This window comes from Bradyrhizobium sp. BR13661, from assembly GCF_029892425.1.
GTDB lineage: Bacteria > Pseudomonadota > Alphaproteobacteria > Rhizobiales > Xanthobacteraceae > Bradyrhizobium.
This window is the reverse complement of sequence record NZ_JARXWB010000001.1, coordinates 472,453-492,538: the sequence shown is the minus strand read 5'-3', so window position 1 is coordinate 492,538 and position 20,086 is coordinate 472,453. Positions and strand designations below refer to the sequence as shown.

The 20,086-nt window shown below is 63.6% G+C and carries 22 protein-coding genes; 5 read left to right on the top strand and 17 right to left on the bottom strand.

The annotated features are described in order from the left end of the window. Positions 1–250: 250 nt before the first annotated feature. From uxuA to M2427_RS02295, 3 genes are all read right to left on the bottom strand, one after another. Positions 251–1,441, bottom strand: a complete 1,191-nt coding sequence (gene uxuA / locus M2427_RS02305; RefSeq protein WP_280704476.1) for a mannonate dehydratase — start codon at positions 1,439–1,441, stop codon at positions 251–253. Between the two features lie 13 nt (positions 1,442–1,454). Continuing rightward, entirely contained in the window at positions 1,455–2,504 is a 1,050-nt protein-coding gene (locus tag M2427_RS02300) for an L-idonate 5-dehydrogenase (RefSeq protein ID WP_280704475.1), read from the bottom strand. Between the two features lie 64 nt (positions 2,505–2,568). Beyond that, positions 2,569–3,378, bottom strand: a complete 810-nt coding sequence (locus tag M2427_RS02295; RefSeq protein ID WP_280704474.1) for a FadR/GntR family transcriptional regulator — start codon at positions 3,376–3,378, stop codon at positions 2,569–2,571. Positions 3,379–3,503: 125 nt separating this feature from the next. On the opposite strand from M2427_RS02295, the gene M2427_RS02290 reads away from it, so the two are divergent. The 3 genes from M2427_RS02290 (at position 3,504) to M2427_RS02280 (ending at position 6,453) form a co-directional block, all read left to right on the top strand. Continuing rightward, a complete protein-coding gene (locus tag M2427_RS02290; protein ID WP_280704472.1) occupies positions 3,504–4,973 on the top strand; it encodes a mannitol dehydrogenase family protein in 1,470 nt (489 codons plus the stop codon). An 89-nt stretch (positions 4,974–5,062) separates the two neighbouring features. Continuing rightward, positions 5,063–5,470 (top strand): nuclear transport factor 2 family protein, encoded by a 408-nt coding sequence (locus M2427_RS02285; RefSeq protein ID WP_280704470.1) that lies wholly within the window; start codon positions 5,063–5,065, stop codon positions 5,468–5,470. A 119-nt stretch (positions 5,471–5,589) separates the two neighbouring features. Continuing rightward, positions 5,590–6,453, top strand: a complete 864-nt coding sequence (locus M2427_RS02280) for an SDR family oxidoreductase (RefSeq protein WP_280704469.1) — start codon at positions 5,590–5,592, stop codon at positions 6,451–6,453. Positions 6,454–6,492: 39 nt separating this feature from the next. On the opposite strand, the gene M2427_RS02275 is transcribed toward M2427_RS02280, so the two are convergent. Continuing rightward, entirely contained in the window at positions 6,493–7,380 is an 888-nt protein-coding gene (locus M2427_RS02275) for a dienelactone hydrolase family protein (protein WP_280704468.1), read from the bottom strand. A 562-nt stretch (positions 7,381–7,942) separates the two neighbouring features. Here M2427_RS02275 and M2427_RS02270 point away from each other — a divergent pair. After that, on the top strand, positions 7,943–8,521 hold the full coding sequence (locus M2427_RS02270; protein ID WP_280704467.1) for a MarR family transcriptional regulator: 579 nt from the start codon (positions 7,943–7,945) through the stop codon (positions 8,519–8,521). Positions 8,522–8,533: 12 nt separating this feature from the next. Here the strand turns inward: M2427_RS02270 and M2427_RS02265 are convergent, their stop codons facing one another. Then, on the bottom strand, positions 8,534–9,469 hold the full coding sequence (locus M2427_RS02265) for a hypothetical protein (RefSeq protein ID WP_280704466.1): 936 nt from the start codon (positions 9,467–9,469) through the stop codon (positions 8,534–8,536). A gap of 818 nt (positions 9,470–10,287) precedes the next feature. Here M2427_RS02265 and M2427_RS02260 point away from each other — a divergent pair. Continuing rightward, complete coding sequence (locus tag M2427_RS02260) at positions 10,288–11,058, top strand: response regulator transcription factor (RefSeq protein WP_280704465.1); 771 nt, start codon at positions 10,288–10,290, stop codon at positions 11,056–11,058. Positions 11,059–11,174: 116 nt separating this feature from the next. Here the strand turns inward: M2427_RS02260 and M2427_RS02255 are convergent, their stop codons facing one another. The 12 genes from M2427_RS02255 to flgK all read right to left on the bottom strand — a co-directional run bounded on the left by M2427_RS02255 (position 11,175) and on the right by flgK (position 20,049). Further along, positions 11,175–11,633 carry a hypothetical protein gene (locus tag M2427_RS02255; RefSeq protein WP_280704464.1) on the bottom strand — a complete coding sequence of 153 codons (459 nt, stop codon included), beginning with the start codon at positions 11,631–11,633 and terminating at the stop codon, positions 11,175–11,177. Further along, positions 11,630–12,154 carry a flagellar biosynthesis protein FlgN gene (locus M2427_RS02250; protein WP_280704462.1) on the bottom strand — a complete coding sequence of 175 codons (525 nt, stop codon included), beginning with the start codon at positions 12,152–12,154 and terminating at the stop codon, positions 11,630–11,632. The genes M2427_RS02255 and M2427_RS02250 overlap by 4 nt, the downstream gene beginning before the upstream one ends. A 40-nt stretch (positions 12,155–12,194) precedes the next feature. Then, positions 12,195–12,677, bottom strand: coding sequence for a rod-binding protein (locus M2427_RS02245; protein ID WP_280704461.1), 483 nt, complete (start codon positions 12,675–12,677; stop codon positions 12,195–12,197). Then, a complete protein-coding gene (locus M2427_RS02240; RefSeq protein ID WP_280704460.1) occupies positions 12,674–13,093 on the bottom strand; it encodes a hypothetical protein in 420 nt (139 codons plus the stop codon). Before M2427_RS02240 ends, M2427_RS02245 begins: the two co-directional genes overlap by 4 nt. 6 nt (positions 13,094–13,099) lie before the next feature. After that, a complete protein-coding gene (gene fliR, locus M2427_RS02235; RefSeq protein WP_280704459.1) occupies positions 13,100–13,852 on the bottom strand; it encodes a flagellar biosynthesis protein FliR in 753 nt (250 codons plus the stop codon). After that, positions 13,849–15,930 carry a flagellar biosynthesis protein FlhA gene (flhA, locus tag M2427_RS02230; RefSeq protein ID WP_280704458.1) on the bottom strand — a complete coding sequence of 694 codons (2,082 nt, stop codon included), beginning with the start codon at positions 15,928–15,930 and terminating at the stop codon, positions 13,849–13,851. The genes fliR and flhA overlap by 4 nt, the downstream gene beginning before the upstream one ends. A 79-nt stretch (positions 15,931–16,009) precedes the next feature. Next, positions 16,010–16,276, bottom strand: a complete 267-nt coding sequence (gene fliQ / locus M2427_RS02225) for a flagellar biosynthesis protein FliQ (protein ID WP_280704457.1) — start codon at positions 16,274–16,276, stop codon at positions 16,010–16,012. A gap of 2 nt (positions 16,277–16,278) precedes the next feature. Continuing rightward, complete coding sequence (gene flgD, locus M2427_RS02220) at positions 16,279–16,689, bottom strand: flagellar hook assembly protein FlgD (protein WP_280704455.1); 411 nt, start codon at positions 16,687–16,689, stop codon at positions 16,279–16,281. A 14-nt stretch (positions 16,690–16,703) separates the two neighbouring features. After that, on the bottom strand, positions 16,704–17,117 hold the full coding sequence (flbT, locus tag M2427_RS02215) for a flagellar biosynthesis repressor FlbT (protein ID WP_280704453.1): 414 nt from the start codon (positions 17,115–17,117) through the stop codon (positions 16,704–16,706). Further along, on the bottom strand, positions 17,117–17,461 hold the full coding sequence (flaF, locus tag M2427_RS02210; protein ID WP_280704452.1) for a flagellar biosynthesis regulator FlaF: 345 nt from the start codon (positions 17,459–17,461) through the stop codon (positions 17,117–17,119). Before flaF ends, flbT begins: the two co-directional genes overlap by 1 nt. 62 nt (positions 17,462–17,523) lie before the next feature. Beyond that, on the bottom strand, positions 17,524–18,570 hold the full coding sequence (locus M2427_RS02205; RefSeq protein WP_280704450.1) for a flagellar hook-associated family protein: 1,047 nt from the start codon (positions 18,568–18,570) through the stop codon (positions 17,524–17,526). A gap of 3 nt (positions 18,571–18,573) precedes the next feature. Continuing rightward, positions 18,574–20,049: a flagellar hook-associated protein FlgK gene (gene flgK / locus M2427_RS02200; protein WP_280704449.1), complete on the bottom strand. Its 1,476-nt coding sequence runs from the start codon at positions 20,047–20,049 to the stop codon at positions 18,574–18,576. Between the last annotated feature and the right edge of the window lie 37 nt (positions 20,050–20,086).

The following is a 20,086-nucleotide window of genomic DNA, read 5'->3' as shown; positions in this document are numbered from 1 at the left end:
CGCCGGGTTTATGGGTACACGGCCTAGCTTCTCCTCTCCCCGCTCTTATCCGCCCAAGCCTTAGCGAAGGCGGATGCGGGGCCGCGACGAGCTTCGCTCGCGCTGAGAGGGTCGGAATGAGGGGCTGCTTCCGCAATCAGGTGGGAGATGGACTCGCGGAGAGTCCCCCTCACCCGGAATTTGCTGCGCAAATTCCGGCCTCTCCCCCGCAGGCGGGGAGAGGCGAAGAGTCCCGAGCCCAAGCTTCGCCCTACCGATGCCCAATCGCCCGGATCGCGCCGCGCAACTCGGCAAGGCCGCGCAGGCGGCCGATTGCGGTGTAGCCGGGATTGATGCGCTTGGTGGCGGTGAGATCGTCCAGCATGCGGTGGCCGTGATCGGGGCGAAACACGATCTGCTCGCCCAGTGAACGCCGCGCGTTCTCCTTCAGCAGCACCTTCAGCACCGCAATCATGTCGACGTCGCCGTCGAGATGATCGGACTCGTGGAACGACAAGCCATCGGCCTCGCGTTTGGTCGCGCGCAGATGCGCAAAGGCGATGCGCGGGCCGAAGCGTTCGGCCATCGCGGGCAGATCGTTCTCAGGCCGCACGCCGAGCGAGCCGGTGCACAGGCAGATGCCGTTGGCCTTTGACGGAACGGCGTCGAACAGTGCCTGGTAGTCCTCGGCGGTCGAGGCGATGCGTGGCAGGCCGAACAGCGGCCGCGGCGGATCATCCGGGTGCAGCGTCAGCGACACGCCGAGCTGCTCGGCGATCGGCGCGACGCGGGCAAGAAATTCGACGAGATGCTGCCGCAGGATTTTTGGCGTGATGTCGCGATAGGCCTCCAGCCGGTCGCGGAATTGCGGAATGGTCATCGGCTCGGTGGTCGAGCCCGGCAGCGCGCTGGCGATGACCATGATGAGATAATCGATATCGGCCTGGCTCATCCTATCGAACAGCTTTTTGGCGCGTGCCTGCTGCTCAGGCGAATATTCCTGCATCGCCGCCGGCCGCTCCAGGATATGCAGCTCGAATGCCGCAAACCGGTCCTGATCAAAGCGGAGCGCGCGGGCGCCGTTCGGCAACTCCCATTCGAGATCGGTGCGGCACCAATCGACGACGGGCATGAAATTGTAGCAGATGATCTTGATGCCGGACGTGGCCACCGCCTCGAGGCTTGCGATCCACGCGTCGATCGATTTGGTTGCCTTAGCCCCGAGCCGCTTGACGTCATCCGGAATCGGAATCGATTCCACCACCGACCAGGTCAGTTGCGAGCGGCCGGGCTGGCCATTCTCGATGAAATTCTTGCGCTCCTCGACCGCCTTGCGCGTCCAGGCCTCGCCGATCGGCACCTGATGCAGTGCCGAGACGACGTCGCTTGCGCCGGCCTGCCTGACATCATCAAGCGACACGGGATCGTTGGGTCCGTACCAGCGCCATCCTTCGCGCATCATCGGCTCTCTCCGATCAGTTGGCGGTCAGCACGACCTTGACGCTCTGCGAACGGTCGAGTGCCAGCCGCAACGCGTCCGGCGCGATCGAGAGCGGCCGCTCGGCGGTGACCAGCGACAGCACATCGACGCTGCCCGAGCCGATCAGTTCCACCGCCGTCATGAACTCGAGCCCGAAGCGGAACGAGCCGCGCAGGTCGATTTCCTTGGCCATCACCGCATTCGAAGGCGTCGGAATCTGGCCGCCCGGCAGATTGCCGATCTGCACCACCACACCACCGCGCCTGACGATGCCGATGGCGCTCGCCAATCCCGCAGCCGTACCGGAGACCTCGAACGCAACGTCGTAGGGGCGTGACGCGGCCTGCGCCTTCAGGCCCTCCTCGCCGCCCGCGACATTCTCGACGTGGGACGCACCGAGCTTGCTCGCGAAGGCCAGCGGCGCCGGCGCGATGTCGGCCACCGTGATGTCGGCCATGCCGGCACGGTGCGCCGCCAGCATGGTGAGAAGTCCGATCGGGCCGGCCCCGAAGATGATGCCACGCTTGCCCTCGATCTTGCCGGCGCGCGCAACCGCGTGCAGGCAGACGGCGAGCGGCTCCGCGAGCGCTGCGGCCTGATAGGACACATGATCAGGAATCTTCACGCACTGCGCGGGGATCGCGTCGAAGAGGTTGGCAAAGCCGCCCTGCATGTGCGGCGTCTTCGAGGCCGAGCCCATGAAGTAGATATTCTCGCAGAGGTTCTGCCGGCCCTCGCGGCAGGCGACGCAATGGCCGCACCAGCGCGACGGATTGACAGCGACGCGGTCGCCGACCTTCAGGTTCGCAGCCGGGCCCGCGATCTCAACGACCTCGCCCGAAATCTCGTGGCCCAGGATCAGCGGCGACTTCACCACGAAATCGCCAGTCCGGGCATGACGGAAATAATGCATGTCCGAACCGCAGATGCCACCGGCGCCGAAGCGGATGCGCACCATGCCGTCTGCGAGCTTGTCGAGCGGGTGCTCGATCATGCGCAGATCTTCCGGGCCGAACAGGGTTGCGGCGAAAGAGGTCGAGGTCATCGGTCAAATCCCATTGTGTCTGCAGCTTCGTTCACCCGCCTCAACAGAGACGAGCCATCCAAATTCATCGCCGCCGCGCGCTGCCGCTTTTGGCCTGCGCGCCAGACGGTCGTTTTGGCTTCGCCGGCGCACCTCCGGATCGCGCCGCCCGCTTCCGCGCCGCCGGCGCTCCTGCAGTGCCGTCGGCGCCAAAGTTCTGCGCAAAGCGCTCCTGTGAATGCGCCAGGTGGTCGCGCATGGCGTCGTGAGCCGTTAATGGCCGGCCCGCCGCAATGGCGTCGCGGACGGTGCGATGCTCGTCGAGCGCGGCGCGCCAGGTACCCGGATTCTCGAAATAATGCGCAAGCTGCGCGAAGTAGGGATTGAGGCGCTGGTCGAACAGCTCGCCGACCACCCGCACCAGCACGGCATTGCCGAGACATCCGGCAATCGCGATATGGAAGGCGCGGTCATGGACCATCGAGGCTTCGCCGGGATGCTCGACATTCTCCATCGCGACGAGCGCGGCGTCGATGCGGGCGACGTCGTCCTTGGTCGCAACGCGCGCAGCCTGTTCGGCAATGGCGCTTTCCAGGAACTCGCGGGCGCGCAGCAGCTCGAATGGCCCTTCGATCACGGCAGACGTCACAGGCGCGGCGTCGGCGGGCTCGGTCACATAGATGCCTGAGCCGACGCGAATGCGGACGCGGCCTTCTACCTCGAGCGCGATCAGGGCTTCGCGCACCGTCGGCCGCGAGATTTTCAGCTGCTCGGCGAGCTCGCGCTCGGTCGGCAAGCGGCTGCCGACCGCGTATTCGCCGCTGTCGATCAGGCTTCGCAATTGATCGGCGACCTGGCGGTAAAGCCGTCTCGCCTCCACAGCTTCCAGTGGCACGCTGGCCTCCCCGAGAAGGTGACACCGGTCGACCCGGCGGCCCGCCCATTTTGGGAAATTGGTCTTACCAATTGACCTGATACAGCCGCCATGTCAAGCAGCGTCCAAACCTTCAGGAGACGCCCATGCGGCTTGGCCATGCCAATCTCGACCGGATACCATCGGCCATCCGCCGCCCGGCCTATGACCGCTCGCGCGTCACTCCGGGAATCGTGCATCTCGGCCTCGGCGCGTTTCATCGTGCGCATCAGGCCGTCGTCATCGACGATTGCCTTGCCGCAGGCAGCTCGTCATGGGGCATCATTGGCGCGAGCCTGCGCAGCCCGGAGACACGCGACGCCCTCGCCCCGCAGGATCACCTCTATACGGTCGCCGTGCGTGCCACTGAGGGCACCGAGCTTCGCGTCATCGGCGCGCTGCTCGACAGCGTCGTCGGGCGCGAAAAGCCGGCAGCGCTCGTCGAGCGGATGGCCGATCCAGCCATTCGCATCGTGTCGCTCACGGTCACCGAGAAAGGCTATTGCCACACGCCGCAGACCGGCGATCTCGACGAGCGGCATCCCGATGTCGTGCACGATCTGAACAATCTCGACGCACCGCGCTCGGCCCCCGGCTTCATCGTCGCCGCGCTGGCGCGCCGGCGGGCGCTTGGGGTTCAGCCGTTCACCGTGCTGTGCTGCGACAACCTTGCCGCCAACGGCCACACCGTGCAGCGGATCGTGACGCAATTCGCGGCGCTGCGCTCAAAGGATCTCGGCAAGTGGATCGCGGACAAGGCCACCTTCCCCTCGACCATGGTCGATCGCATCGTGCCGCAGACGACGGACACCGATCGCGACGCGGTTGCATCGTCCCTGGGGCTCCGCGACGCCTGGCCGGTGATGACCGAGCCGTTCACGCAATGGGTGGTCGAAGACCGCTTTGTCACAGGCAGGCCCGATCTCGCCGCTGCGGGCGTCGAGCTCGTCAGTGACGTCAAGCCGTTCGAGCTGATGAAGCTGCGGCTGCTCAATGCCAGTCATTCGGCGCTCGCCTATCTCGGCTATCTCGCTGGCTACGAGACCATCGCCGACACGATGGTTGATCCGCATTTCGCCCGGCTCGCAGCGCAAGTGATGGAAGAGGCTGCGGTGACGCTGACCATGCCTGCTGGTACGGACCTCGCCGCCTATCGCGCCTCGCTGCTCAAGCGCTTCACCAATCCGGCATTGCATCACCGCACCTGGCAGATCGCGATGGACGGCTCGCAAAAGCTGCCGCAGCGGCTACTTGGCGCGATGCAGGACCGTCTCGCCAAAAACCTGCCGATCGCGACGCATGCGCTCGCGGTGGCCGGTTGGATGCGCTACGTCACCGCGACCGACGAGCAGGGCCGCGCCATCGATGTGCGCGATCCCCTCGCCGCCGAGCTGGCGGCGCTGGCGCGCGAGGCAGGTCCCGCCGCCGAACGGCTCGCGCCCGCATTGCTCGGCGTCGGCAAAGTATTTGGGCCGCTCGGTGCCGAGCCGCGGCTGCGCGAGGCCGTGACCGTGGCGCTCGGACGTCTCTATAAGGAAGGTGCACGGCGCGCGGTGGAGACGCTGATTTCGGCGTGACCAGAAAGTGGGCAGTCATGCTGCACTGCGTTCAAAGTCGGACAGAAGTCGCGCTTGATTTTTGCGTGCCATTGGCCCACCCGAGAGGTATGGCAAAGGACACCAAGGTCATCGCCGCAAACGCGGCTTTCTACGCCGCCTTTTCGAGGGGCGATTTCGACGGCATGAAGCAGATGTGGGCGGATGACGACGCCATTTCCTGCATTCATCCCGGCTGGCCCGCGATCGTCGGCCACGCTACCGTGATCGGGAGCTGGCGCGATATCCTGCAAAATCCTGAACGGCCGCAGATCGTCTGCGCCGAACCGCAGGCGATCGTCGACGGCGACAGCGCCCGCGTGCTCTGCATCGAGATCGTCGACGGCACTGCGCTCGCCGCCGCCAACCATTTTCGCCGCGTTGGCGACGGCTGGCGCCTGGTGCATCACCAGTCGAGCCCGATCGCGCAGATTGTCGAACAGGGTGAGGACGATAGAGCGAGCCACCGGGTGCACTGACCGCCACCCTCACGCCGGCGTGATGTACTGTGCATGGGGTTGTTTTGCGGTTTTGATTTCTTATGAGCGAGGACGCACAGGCTCGCGCGAACCAAATTCGGACCCAGCACGAAAGACGCATGCGGCTCTTCATCCTCGGCCTCGGCTATAGCGCCCGGCATTTCGTCCGCAGGTTCGGCGGCAGCTTCTCGCATATCGCGGGCACCGTCCGCGATCCCGCCGGGCGGAACGACCTCATCGATCTCGAGCTGCATGGCTTTTCCGGCAGCCGCCCGTCCGACGTGGTGGTCAATCGTATCCGCGATGCCGACGTCCTTCTGATATCGATCCCGCCGGGCAGCAGCGGCGATCCCGCACTCGCAGCGTTCGGCGAGGCTTTGGCGGCGCACCACCGCAAGGTCGTTTATCTCTCCACCATCGGCGTCTATGGCGATCATGGAGGCGGATGGGTCGACGAGACCACGCCGCCGCAATCTTCCCTCGACCGCGCGCGGATGCGGGTCGCGGCGGAGCATGCCTGGACGGAGACGGCGCACGGCGATGTCGCGATCCTCAGGCTTGCCGGCATCTACGGCCCCGGCCGCAACGCGCTGGTGACGCTGCGCAATGGCACGGCCCGACGCATCATCAAGCCCGGTCAGGTCTTCAACCGCATCCATGTCGACGATATCGCCAGCACCATCATGGCCGCGATCAACCACGACAGCGGCGGCACCTGGAACGTCTGCGACGACGAGCCGGCGCCGCCGCAAGACGTGATCACCTATGCCGCGCAGCTGATGGGCGTTGCCCCGCCGCCTGAAGAGGCGTTCGCAACCGCCGAGATGTCGGCAATGGCGCGCAGCTTCTATTCGAGCAGCGCCCGCGTCTCCAATGCGAAGCTGAAGCGCGAGCTCGGCGTCGTGCTGGCGTATCCGACCTATCGGCACGGCCTCGATGCGCTTTGGCGCGACGACGAAGAGAGACTCGCACAGACAAAATGAAAAGGGCGGTCGCTCTGACCGCCCTTTTGGAATCCAGCGTCAGCTCAACACGCCGTATTTCTTGAACCAGGCCTGCGCCTGGGCCCACGCATCTTCTGCGGCGTCCTTGCGGTAGCTGCCGCGGTAATCGGCATGGAAGCCGTGCGGCGCTTCCGGATAGATCTTGAATTCTGCCGTCTTCTTGTTCTGCTCGAGCGCGGCCTTGAGCTGCTCGACCTGGGCGACGGGGATGCCGGTGTCGGCGCCGCCATAGAGGCCGAGCACCGGCGCCTTCATCTCGGGTGCGAGCTGCAGCGGGCTCTTCGGCCAAAGCGGATTGGGCGCATCGACCGGCGGACCGTAGAAGGCGACGCCGGCCTTCAGCGTGCCGCTATGGGCGGCATATTCCCAGACCGTCCGGCCGCCGCGGCAGAAGCCGATGATGCCGAGCTTCGCGGTGTCGCAGCCTTGCGATCCGGCCCAGGCCACCGTCGCATCGAGATCGGACAGCAGCTCTGTGTCCGGCTTGGCGTTGACGACCGGCAGCAGGTCCTTGATGTCGGTGATCTTGGTAAGATCAGTGCCCTTGCGGAAGTAATAGTCGGGCGCGACCGCGAAAGCGCCGAGCTTGGCAAGGCGCCGCGTCACATCCCTGATGTATTCGTGCAGGCCGAAAATCTCCATCGCCACGATGATCACCGGCGCCTTGGTGTTGCCGGCGGGCCGCGCGAAATAGGCCGGCATCTCCTCGGAACCAACCTTGATCTTGGCATCGCCGACCTGAAGGCCGCTCGTGTCCGTCGTGATGACCTCGGCGCGGACGGGACCTGCCGCAAGCGTATAGCCGGCGGCAACGGCCGCGGTAGCGCTCATGAAGCCACGACGCGAAACCGGGGCGACTTTCGTCAGCCCGACGACGTCGGCTGTCATGGTAGTATCGATGCTCATCGGTTTGTCCTTCCTGCTGCCTAGCCCTAGCCCTGATGCTTCAGGCGGCGCATTCGTCGACAATTGTCGGTAAAACGCAAATCACCAGCCTGCGAGCTTTCGCCGCGTCCGGGATGCGGCCGATTTAACCGCGTGACCGCATTGCGTCGCAACATCCATTAACCGAGATAGGCGGTTCTCCCGCACCTCAGTGCGCCATGACGTGTCACACGCTGTGTGTGGTTTCGCGCAATTCGAAACGTTTCGCCGCAACATTCGGTCTCGATCGTGGCGGCAACGACACATCATGTTGCCTGGACACCGCACAGCACTCCGTCATAGGACGCAAGCCCGCGCCATTTGACACGAATTTTCAGATCAGTTGAGCCGTCATCTTTACTCGAACTTTCTATGCGGCGCTCTAGTTCCACTCCCGAATGTTCCGTCTCCAGAATGGAGAAGCGTCTTTCAAGCGCGGCATTTGTTTCCGCTTCGAGCGACGCTCGACAGCCTCATTCTGACCCGCAGCGATTACGCATCCTACCGCCCAATTGAAAAAGACCTTATCCGATCCGGCATCGAAATGAATTTGGCTCGCGAAGCGATTGAATTATTGGGACAGGTGGCACGGATCCTGTGGTTCGAAGGCACCAAGCATGGCATGCGCGATCGCGAGTGGATGGCGCTGCGATTCCTCTCCCGTGCAAACCGGTTTTCCAGGACGCCTTCGGCGCTGGCGAGCTATGTCGGCGCCACGCGCGGCACCGCCTCGTTCATCATCGGCGAGCTCGAGCGCCTCGGCTATGTGGAACGGAAGCGATCCGCCACGGACAAGCGCTCGGTGATGCTGAGCGTGACGCAGCAGGGCAAGAAGTTCCTCGCGCGCGATCCCGTCAACGGCCTGGTCGACGCCATTGCCGTCCTCGATGACGACAGCAAGATCCGCTTTCGCGACACCTTGCGACACGTGCTCGATCAGTCGGATGCCGCCGAACAGCGGCATCACACCGACGTCTGCAAGCGATGCATCTTCCTGCGCGAGGATCGCACCAGCTCCGAGAGCAAGTCGGCGGTCGAGTTCACCTGCCGCCTGTTCCGCGCACCGATCGCGGAGGCCGAGATCGACCTGCTATGCACCAGTTTCGAGCATCACCGCCAATAGATTTTCGGCCAGTCACTTGCGGGCCGAATAGACCACACCGCCACCGCTGGTTTCCACGACCAGACGACCGTTCTCGTTCCTGATCTCCTCGATGCGGCCGAGGTTCGGCACCTGCTGGCCGAGCACGGCCTCGATGACGCCGTTCGGCCCCTGCAGGATCGCAATGCCTTCATAAGCCTGGCGAACCGACCAGCCCTTGATCACCTTTCGCGGCGCCGAGCTGCGTTCGATCGGAGACACCGACCCTGTGGTCTCCGGCGCCGCGACCGAGGCCATCATCGGCATCGCCGACGACGGTTGCGCCGCGACCGGTGTCGGCGCCGGGACCTGAGCTTGCGCGAGCCTGTCCAGCTTCGCCGTCGAAGACGAGCTCACCCGCTCGATGCGATCCAGATTCTCGGCAAAGCGGCCGAAGCGGTCGCTGGTCGCCTTGCTCGACTGATCGACCGCCGTGCGCAGGCCGTCGAGGTTTTCGGATACGCCGGACAATTGCTTGCGCAGCTGCGCGACTGTGTCGCGTAGATTCCGGATCTCGACATTGGCCGCGACATTGGTCTGGCTCGGCTGGGTCGTGAGATAGGCAATCACGCCAGTACAGGCGCAAACCACCAGAATGGCGGCCACAGCCAATGTCGCGAGCGGCGCGACCCATGTCGGACGTGGCGGCGGCGGCTTCGCCACGATCACCGCCGGCTTGACCACGACAGGCGCAGGCTTTGGTATGGCCATCTTGTCGAGGCGCGCCTTGGCGCGAATACGCTTCAACCCCTCGAGCGCCTCTTTGGCTGCAACTTCGTCACTCGACGCCGACGCAGGCTTCAACCCAGGCGCAGGCTTGGCCGCACGCGGTGCATTGTTCACCTTGCTATCGCGCGCTTGCGGAGCCGGCTTCGCCGCCGCAGCGATGTCCGCAGTTTCGGCGGGACGCGCTTTTCCTTCCGACAACATTTGAAAATGCTCCGTTCGTATTTCGATCTGTCGAACGAAGCTAGTTGGCGAAGCTTGCCTGAAACGTGCGCGTCAAAAACTTTTCGTCGCGCTCACGCGACGTCGAACGAGTCGGACGCATCATGCGCGACGCGAAAGTGCGACTCGAAAGACACACACGCGCCAAGATTTCGCCAAGCTTGAATTTCGTTGCCATACATGAGTCGAATTGTCGCAGGCGGATGCGCGGCCAGAAGAGTCAATCCGGGGTTGAATGCCCTGCACCGCGGCGGCTCGGTGGCACTACCCAAAATTGCTTTAGTTGCACAGGCATGCGGAACTTTACAACCGTTACGGTGCAAAACTAGTTTGAATATCAAATCAACTGGTGAAGCTGGAAATACAAAGAAACAGCCAGAAACAAACCAACAGCATCAAGCACACGTAGCAACAGCTTTGTTTCGCACGCTTGATCGGAATTCGGCAATTGTTACGGTCCTACTCAAGTGATTCTCTCCAGTTGGCGAGGAGATCGACTGAGTTCAGTTGCGTTGGACACGATAAGCAACTTGGCGCAACTGTTCTAGGTCGCTGTCTCAATCCGCCCCGCAAGGTGATCCGTAGGACACCCGCCGGGCCTCACACAGTAAGCGTTCAGTATCGAGTCGAAGTAACAGGCCTGCTCACGCAGGCACTGAATGCGTAGGGCTGCCCGCGAATATCGAAACCATAATAACGGTTCGCGGGAGGGAAAATATCGTCAAACAGCATAGCCGACGAACCGGGGCATCACAAAAACCTCCCGGTCGCTGCAAGTGCGAAACAGGGGCGAAAGACTGATGTATATTATCGTTGATGATCGCGAGAGCGTCACGAACAGCTACGTTGGAGGGCTCGTTCGCGAAGGTGTATCGTCGATCGGCTTCTCCTCCGGAGAATTCTGGGACTGGCTGCAATCCGCGAATGAATCGGATCTGGCAGCCGTCGATGCCTTTCTTCTGGGGGACTGCGATGCCCGCGGCAGCCTGCCACGGGCGATGCGCAAGCGCTCCATGGCTCCGATCATCGCCATGAGCGGCCAGAAGATGCTCAAGAACACGCTGGAGCTGTTTGAATCCGGCGTAGACGACGTCGTCCATGTGCCGATCCATCTGCGTGAGATCCTCGCCCGAACGGCTGCGATCGCACGTCGCCGGGTGGGCGAGCTGCCGAGGCCCTGCGAAACCAGGATCCAGGTCTTCTTCAACGGACGTGACCCCGAGATCGCGGGCCACGCCCTGACCCTGCCCCGCCGCGAACTGCGCATCCTCGAATACATGGTCAGCAACCACGGCAAGTGGATCACCAAGACGCAGATCTTCAACGCGGTCTACGGCATCTTCGAATCCACGTTCGACGAGAGCGTGATCGAGAGCCACGTCAGCAAGCTGCGCAAGAAGCTTCGCGACCGCCTCGGCTTCGACGCGATCGTGGCCCGGCGTTACGTCGGATACCGGCTCAACATCCCGGCGAGCGAGGCGATCGACGAGCCGATGCAGGAGATCGACGAGGTCGGCATCCTCCTGAATCGGGCACATGCCGCTCCCGCCGCCTACCCGGCCGGCAACTGACGCACTGAGTCAGCCAGCAAAAGACCACCGGCCTCTGCGGGGAGATCCCACAGAGGCCGGTTCGTTTTCGTGGAGAGAGACGTCGCTGCGCTGGCGCGGCTTCGCAGACCGGCGCGTCAGGGCTTCTGCTGGAACTCTTCCCTGGAGACGTAGTTGAAGTCCTCGACCATGACGTCCTGGACGATGTCGGCCTGCATCCGCTCGTTGACGCGCTGCTTGATCGCCGAGGTGAGGACGGAGAGATCGTAGCGGGCGAGCTTCCTGAAATCGAGCTTGTCGTCAGCGTAGATCCTGCGGAAGGCCTCATCGACGACGAATGGCTCCGGCGGAACAGTGAGCTGGTGCATGGTCCGCGCCTCCACGGTGTAGACGAAGCGCGCGACGATGTAACCCTGCACGGCGCCACCCTCGACCATGGGCACGCTCAGCGCCCGCGTCTTCTGGTACTGCAGCCCGTCGAGGTATTCGTCCTTCGCGGGCAACAGGCTGCCGTTCTCCTTCCAATAGGCCACGCCATAGCTCGTGCCCGCGGTGAGGATGCAGACCCAGAGACCGGCCAGAACGAGCTTGATCATTTTCCGTCCCGTGCTGCGCGACCGGTATAGGTGCCGTCGGATTCGGAGTCCTTGATCGCCTTGACGATGATGGCCGCCACCTCGCGCACCGCATCGTAGTGCATTTCGAGCAGCGAGCGGTTTCGCTCGAGCTTCTCGCGCAGCCGCTGGATCTGCTCGGTAATCTCGGTTTCGTCACCGAGATGCATCCGTGCCCGCATCAGGCGGACGAATTCCAACATGCTCCGGCTTTTCCGGGCGCTGAAATCGTCAAAATCGATCTTCTGTCCGGTGGCGAGCGCGACGGTCTCCTCTTCGACGATGCTTTCGAGCCGGCGAATTGCGGCGAGCAGGCCCGAGATCTCTTCGGAACGCGTAGCCTCCGACCTTGCCGCTTCAGCGTCGTCGGATATCACGTCGCTGCCAACATTTGGCAGGAGCGCGGGCAACTGAGCATCGCCTGGCGCAATTTCCGTCATGACCTCGATGCCCGCGACCGGCTGCTCCATGACTACAGCCGTCGCGCCTTGTTCTGCCTGCATAGCCAATTCACCCCTCAACTTTCATCACCCATGTCCCGATTCATCCTTCGGCCTTCCCTGTCACGTCCGGGCCCGCCGGATGCGCAGCCGCTAGCTGCCTGGCAATTCCGATCCCCTTGCCCTTCGCAAGCTGGGCGCCGAGCTGCTCGGCCAGCATCGATTTCCAGATGCCGCCGGCAGTGCCTTTGCCGAACACTTCCTCCGACTCCTTCGGCAGCATTGTCTCGACAAAGGTTTGGAGCACGAACGCTTCGAACTTGCGATAGACCTCGTCCTGGCCGGGCTTCTTGATCACCCGCACCGGCGGTCCGTTCACCACACCCGATTGCGCCCCCGCCAGCTGCCCGGCGGATTGATCGGCTGCCGCGGCGGTCGCCTTGCTGGCTGCCGCGTCCATCGTGGCGGCGAAATCGGCGTCCGACGATTTCAGCGCGTCGAGCTTCGCGGTCGCCGCGCGCTGCGCCACCGGGTCGGCGGCATCGAGGACGTCGAGAACGAGGTCGGGCGTTGCTGTCACGATCATGTCTTGTTCCGGCTGGCTGGCCGCGGCGTCAAATCGCGCACGGCGGCATGTGTCCCCGTCATGTCCTCGAGCGAGCGCTTCTCGGCGTCGCGCAGCTTGTCGGCCAGCGCGGCCCTGGCGACTTCCTCGAGCTGCTTCACGCGCCGGTTCTCGGAGCGGACCTTGTCGAGCTGCATCGCAGCGCGCTCCTGCACGGCACGCGCCCCGATGCTCGTCCTGTTGAGCCGCCGCGCGATCGAATCGCTCGACGATCCAGCCGGCGCCCTCCCCTCGTTCAGGGTTCCAACCAGCCACGCCTGCTCGTCCTGCATGGTCTGCTCCTGCTGCCGCAATTGCGCGAGCTGCCATTCCGACAACCGCAATTGCAGCTTCACGAGCGAGACGATCCGGCTGAGCTTGTCGGCGCGCGATGTCATGACCAATCATCCCGCCAGCCATGACGACATGCCGAGCATGAACTGCGTCAGCAACTCGTCGCTGGTGAGGTAGAGCAGCAGGAAGCCGCCGAGCAGGACGAACGGCACCGAGACGAAATAGACCGGTATAGCCGGCGTCAGCTTGTTGATGAGACCGACCGAGAAGTTGACGATGATGGAATAGACGATGAACGGGCTGGTGATGCGCAGCGTCAGCACGAACGCGTCGGCGAGGCGGCTCACGAGCTGGTTCAGCGCCATCTCGCCAGTCAGCTTCTCGCCGGGACGCCAGACGTCGTAGGAGTTCATCAGCCCGCGCAGCACCTGCCAATGCTGGTCGGTCAGGAAGAACAGGGTGGTGACCGCGGCCATGACCAGCGGCACCACGGGCGGCGCCGGATCGGTATCGCCGACGGGCGTGCCCGGGATACTGCTGAGCCCGATCGCGCTCGCCATCACGGTGAGCATGGTCTGGAGCGCCAGGAAGAACACGCGCCCGCCGAGGCCGATGACGCTTCCGACCACCAGTTCGGTGACGATCAGCAGCGCCAGCGTCAGTGGCGAGGCGCCGTCGACGAGCGGCTTCAGGATCGAAACCAGGATCGGCGTCAGTGCAAACGTCGTGACCAGCGCGACGAACAGGCGGATCTGCGGCGGAACGTTCACGCTGGAATAGCCCGGCACCAGCATTAGGCAGGCGCCGATTCGGCAAAACACGATGAACGTGGCGAGCACGTTGTCGGTGAGGCCGCCGATCACGAAATGGCTCCGAGCGCCCGGATCTCGGCGCTGCGGGCCACCTCGACATGCGACAGGATCGGCAGGGTCGGGAATACCCGTTCCAGGATCATGCGGACATAGGGGCGCGCTTCCGGCGTCACCGCCAAGACCACGCTGGTGCCGTCCTCGGTGAACTTCCGGACCGCAGCGCTGGCTTCCGTTGCGAACTGCTCGATCAGCCGTGGATCGGCATCGAACTCGACGACGTCGCCCTTGCCGTCGCGCTTCAGGCTCTGGTGGAAGGCCAAATCCCAGCGGTTGCCGAGGCGAAGAACGTTGAGCACGCCATTGTCGGAGAGATCTCCGCAGATCTGCTGGGCCAGACGCATCCGCACGTGCTCGGCAACCTGCTCGGAGCGTCGCACGTGGGGCGCGATCTCGGCAATCGCCTCGAGGATCAAATGCAGGTTCCGGATCGACACCCGCTCGCCCAGCAGGATCTTCAGGATCGCCAGCAGGCCCGAATAGGAGATCTGCGACGGGCAGAGATCGTCGACCAGGCGCTTGTACTCTGGCTCGAGCCGGTCGAGCAGCCCGCGCATGTCCTTGTAGGACAGAAGCTGGGAGAGATTTGCCCGGAGCACTTCGCTCAGATGCGTGAGCAGAACCGAGAGATTGTCGACCGGCTTGCAGCCCTGCCGCTTGACCTCGTCGGTGAACGCTTCCGTCACCCAGAGCGCCTTCATGCCGAATGCCGGTTCGATCACCTCGTCGCCGGGGACATCGGGCTTGCCGTCCTTGTCCACCAGCACCATGATCTCGCCGATCCTGAGCTCGCCATGGGCGACGCGGGTATCGTGGATCCTGATCTGGTATCCCTTGGGGTCGATCGACAGATTATCCGACAGCTTGATCTCTGGAATGACGAAGCCGTACTGCTTGGCGAACTTCTTGCGGATCTTGGCGACGCGATGGGCGAGCTCATTGCGCGAGCTGAGCAGGTGCACCGACAGATGGCTGCCGAGCGACAGCTCGATCTCGGCGGTCTTGAGCGATTCCTTGACCGATTCCTTGGCCTCGTTCTGCGCACGCTCTTCCGCCTTTCGCGCGTCTTCCTTCTGCCTCGCGGCCGCCTGGCGCCTCGGCAACGAGTAGCCGACGAAGGCCATGACGCCGCCCAGGAGCACGAACGGCGCCATCGGCAGGCCCGGCATCAAGGCGAGCACGAACATCATCAAGGACGCCGCCGACACCGCGCGCGGATAGCCACCGAGCTGCCGCAGCACCGCCTGCTCGGCCGAGCCTCTGGTGCCGCCCTTGGACACCAGCAGGCCCGCCGACAGCGACACGATCAGTGCCGGCATCTGCGTGACCAGACCGTCGCCGACGGAGAGTTTTGTGTAGACGTCGGCGGCGCGCGACAAGGTCAGACCGTGATGAGTGACGCCGATGATGATGCCGCCGAAAATGTTGATCGCCGTAATGATCAGGCCGGCGATCGCATCGCCGCGCACGAATTTCGAGGCACCGTCCATCGCGCCGAAGAAGGAGCTCTCCTCTTCGAGCTCGCGGCGACGGCGTTGGGCTTCCTTGTCGTCGATCAGGCCCGCGGAGAGATCCGCGTCGATCGCCATCTGCTTGCCGGGGATGGCATCCAGGGTGAAGCGGGCGCCGACCTCGGCGATACGCGTTGCGCCCTTGGTGATCACCACAAAATTCACCGTGACCAGGATCGCGAAGATGATCAGTCCGATCACGAAGTCGCCGCCCATGACGAACTTGGAGAAGCCGGCGACAACGTGGCCTGCAGCCGTCTCGCCCTCCCCGCCGCGCGACAGGATCAGGCGGGTGGTCGCAACGTTGAGAGCAAGCCGCAGGATCGTCGCGATCAGGAGCACGGTCGGGAAGGCGGAAAAATCGAGCGGCCGCTGGATCCACAATGCGACCATCAGGATCAGCGCCGCCAGCGCGATCGAAAAAGCGAGGCCGAGGTCGATCAGGATAGGAGGAATCGGCAGGAACAGGATCGTGAGCATGGTCACGATACCGCCGGCGAAGAAAGCATCCGCGCCGAGGCGTCGCGGGTTCGGCAGGCTAGCAGCTAACGTATCGGCCATGGGTCACCGGCAGCAGGGTCCGCCCCGCAATTTGCCCCGCAAAGCTTACGCGAGGGTGGTGGCCGGAGCTCTCAGCGGATCAGAAGCCGTGCTCGATCCGCGAATAGACCATCTCGGTGAAGGTGGAGAGATGCGCGCCGATGAAGGAACCCGATAGAGCCACGACCACGAGGATGACGACGATCTTCGGAACGAAGGTCAGCGTCGCCTCCTGGATCTGGGTCAGCGCCTGGATCAGCGCGATGGCGACGCCGACCAGCATCGCCGCGCCGACTGCGGGTCCGCAAGCGACGAGGATGGTCCAGATCGCCGACTGGACGAGGTCGAGGGCGTCACGCTCGTTCATGACTAGTTGCTGATCGTGAGGCCGGGGCCGACCGCGACCTTTGTGCCGTCCTGAAGGGTCGCGACGGAGCCGTTGCTGTTGATGGAGATCGACGCGACCTTGCCGGAGAAAGTCGCTCCGGTCGAGTCGGTGAAGCTGACGTTCTTCCCGATCAACCCGTCCGCCTGCGACAGCGACTGGGATGACAGCAGCGAATCGAGCTTCGTATTGGTCTGCATCGCCTGCTCGACCGTGGAGAGCTGGGCGAACTGGCTCATATATTGCGACGTATCGGTCGGATTGGTTGGATCCTGGTTCTTCATCTCCGCGATGAGGAGCTGGAGGAAGGTATTGTAGTCAACGCCGGTGCTTGACGTGGACGAAGTGGACGACGTTGGGCTGGTGCTTTTGTCGGTCGCGCTGGTGACGTTCATGTGTCTCTCCGCTGTCAGGCAGCCTCGAATGGGGTCTCAGTGGTAGCGGTGCCGGCCAGGATCGCCTGCTCCAGAGGAAACAGTGCCCGGATCCGCTTGAGCGCTTCGAAGTAACGGGTGCCGCCGACCATCTCGTCGATCGCGGCAAGCCCGTCGAGCATCTCGCGGTTCTCGCACACCGCACACAGCGCCGCATGATGCTGCCCGTAGAGCGAGGCGGCGGCGGCGACATCCGTCGGGTTCATCAGCATCAGCTGGACGATGAAATAGAGCTGGCGCATTGCCGTGGTGGCGTCGGACGCCTGCATGACCTGCCCTTCGAGCAGGAACATCACGTCGTTGACGAGTTCGAGCGAGACCTTGCGGTCCACGCGCAGCACCGCGCCGTTGATGTAGACCCGTTCGCCCGCCCGCAAGGAAATCTTCATTAAAGCGCGTCTCTGATCAGGCGGTTGATTTCGATCAGCTGCATCACGTCGTTCGATCGTTCCTCGCGAACGCGATCGGCTTCCTTGACGACCCACAACCCGATCGAGATGATGTCGGCACGCAGCTGCTCGGGCAGTCCGTTCTCGGGATGCGCCAGATCCTCGATGAAGATGGTCCACAGCCGCCGCACATAGAGCAAGCTCTGGACCTGATCTTCCATGCTGAAGCGCTCCTTCTGGAGCCGCTCCAGCCGCTCGATGCCGAGGCTGAGCGCCTGGCGCTCGCGCCCCCGCGCCTCCTGGCCGCTGTCTTCAACGACCGTCTCATAGGCTTCAAAAGTCATCCGAACAACTCTGCGCAGGAATTTCCAGGAAACTGAATCGAGAACGTGACGGCCGCACAGGCTCAGAGATAGTTGATGAGGCTGATCTTCTGGAGCTGCGAGGTGAGCGCAAGCGCCGTCTGGATCTGCGTCTGCAGCGCACTGACGCGCGTTGACGCTTCCGCCGGATCGACCTTCTCCATGCCGACGATCTGGTTGTTCAGAATGTCCTTCTGCGTCTTCAGCTTGTCGGTCGCATTGGTGATCCGCTGCTGGACCGTGCCGACGTCGCCGCCCAGCGTCGCGAGGTCGGTGATGGCGCTGCCGACGAGGCCGATGGCCTTGTCCACGACGACCTGGAACGTCGATTGATTGAGATTCGCGTTACCGAGATCGGCCATCATGGTGTAGGCCTCGGCAAGCTTGCGGAAACCGGTCTGGTTGGCGCTCACAGACGTATCGGCGATTTCGGTCGTTGAGATGCGGCTCTGCATGACCTGGTCGGTGGCCGTCGACCAGTTGGTGTTCCAGGCCGGGCTCGCGAACTCGGCATCGAAGCTGGTGTTGAGGAACGTCTGCATTTGGGCCGGCGTGATGTTGGCCACGCTGGCCGAAGATTGCGAGAAGCCGAAGGTCGAGAGGAAATCGCTGTCGACCTGGTTCTTGCTGGCTGAGCCCGCGGTGTAGGCCGTGATCGGCTGGTTCTGCGTGTTGATGCCCGAGAACAGAAACGAACCGTTATAGGAAACGTTCAGCGCGCCGATCAGATCCTGCAGGTTGGACGACGCCGGCGGCAGGATGATCCGCCCGCCACCGTCGGTGCTGCGGGCCGCGATCAGGTCCTTGAGGAACTCCGTCGCGGTCGAGCTGAGCTGGGTGATGCGGTTCTGGGTCACGTCCAGGCGTCCCGCGACGAGCCCGTTGGTATCGACCAGCTGATCGCCGAAGTTCAGGTCTGCGCGCAGGGTGACGTCGCTTCCCGTCGTGGCACCGAGCTGGAGGCCGACGTCTGCGAAGCGGCCCGTCGTCGCTTCCGTTGACGCCTTGCTGAGCAAGGCCTGGTTGTTCGTGATCGAATACCTCAATGACGAGGACAGCATCAGGGTGGAAATGTAGTTTGCACTCATCATGGCTCAGTTCCCCACGGCTGCCAGCAGGCTCTGCAGCATTTGGTCGACGGTCGTAATGATCTTCGACGACGCCGAATAGGTGCGCTCGACCTGGAGCATCAACGACATCTCGTCGTCCATGTTGACGCCACTGACATTCGATAGCGCCGTCGTGCTGCGGGTCAGCAGCGTATTCTGGTACTGCGAATTGTCATTGGCGGCCTTGCGCTGGTTCTCGATCCAGCTCGTCGATGACGCCGCGAAGTCGATCAGGCTGCCGTTCGGCTTGCCCTTCGTGGTTGCATCGAACGGCTGCGACGCATCCATGTTGCCGATGAGCTGCTGAAGCCGTGTCGCGAAACCGGCATTGCCGGCCGTGTTGTATTTGTAGGCAACGTTGCCGCTGATCGCACCGTCACGCAGCAGATTCGGGTTGCCGCCCACCGCCGAATCGACCGATGCGGCAACCGCGATCGTGCCGGCGAGCCCCACCGAGACGGTGGCGCTCGCGGGCATCGCCGGCGCGCCGGGATAGGTGAAGAGACCGGGAACGTCGGGCAGCGCCGCACCCGATTGGTCGCTTTCCTTGAAGGAATTGATCAGGCCGCGGGCGACTTCGTCGAGCTGGCTCTGATAGGTCACGGTGTCATTGTCGCGCAATTGGGCGAGACCGGCGAGCTTGCCTGATTTGATCGGCATCACCGAATTGGCGCCGGTCACCGGCACGCCGTCGATGAAGACCGCGTTGCCCGTGATGCTCGCCGAATAGGAGGTGGTCGGAGCGAAGCTCACGGCCCGCGCGGTCTTGTCGAACAGGACCACGCCACTGTCGGTGTAGAGTGCGGCGTCGCCGTTGGTGCGGATCGACATCGTGACGCCAACTTCCTGCGACAGCTTCGAGACGATGTTGTCGCGCTGGTCGAGATAGTCGGTCACATCGTCGCCGGCGATCGTTCCCTTCACGATCGCCGTATTGACGGTCTGGAACTGCGAAAGCAGCTGATTGATGTTCTGGACCGAAACCTTCATGTCGGAATCCGCGCCTTCGCGGACCGACTGTACGGTCTGGGTTGCCTGGTTGAGCGCGGTCGCCATGTCCTTGGCCGACGTCACGGCAGCCTGCGCCAGCGTGGTGTTGTCAGGCGCGTTGGCATATTGCTGCAGCGCCTGCTTCAGCGCATTGAGCTGAGCCGTCGGCGACTGGTCGAGCTGCGGATCGTCGACCGTGGCAGATGCGATCTTCTGCAGACCATCATAGATCGCGCTCTGCGTGGCGGCCGCGGAGGTCGCGGTCAGGACGTTGGCGTACAGGCCCGAGGAGGCCGCACGCTGGATCGCCGCCACATAGACGCCGGCGCCGGGGAGGTTGTCCAGCACCGTGATCTTGCGCGAATAGCCGGTCGTGCTGGCACCGGCGATGTTGCGCGAGACTGTCGACGACTGGATGCCAGACGCCATAAGCGAAGAGCGGGCGGAGTCGAGGGCCGAAGTGATGGACATGGCGTGCTCTTGGGCGTGCTCTTGCCGGGAAAAGCGC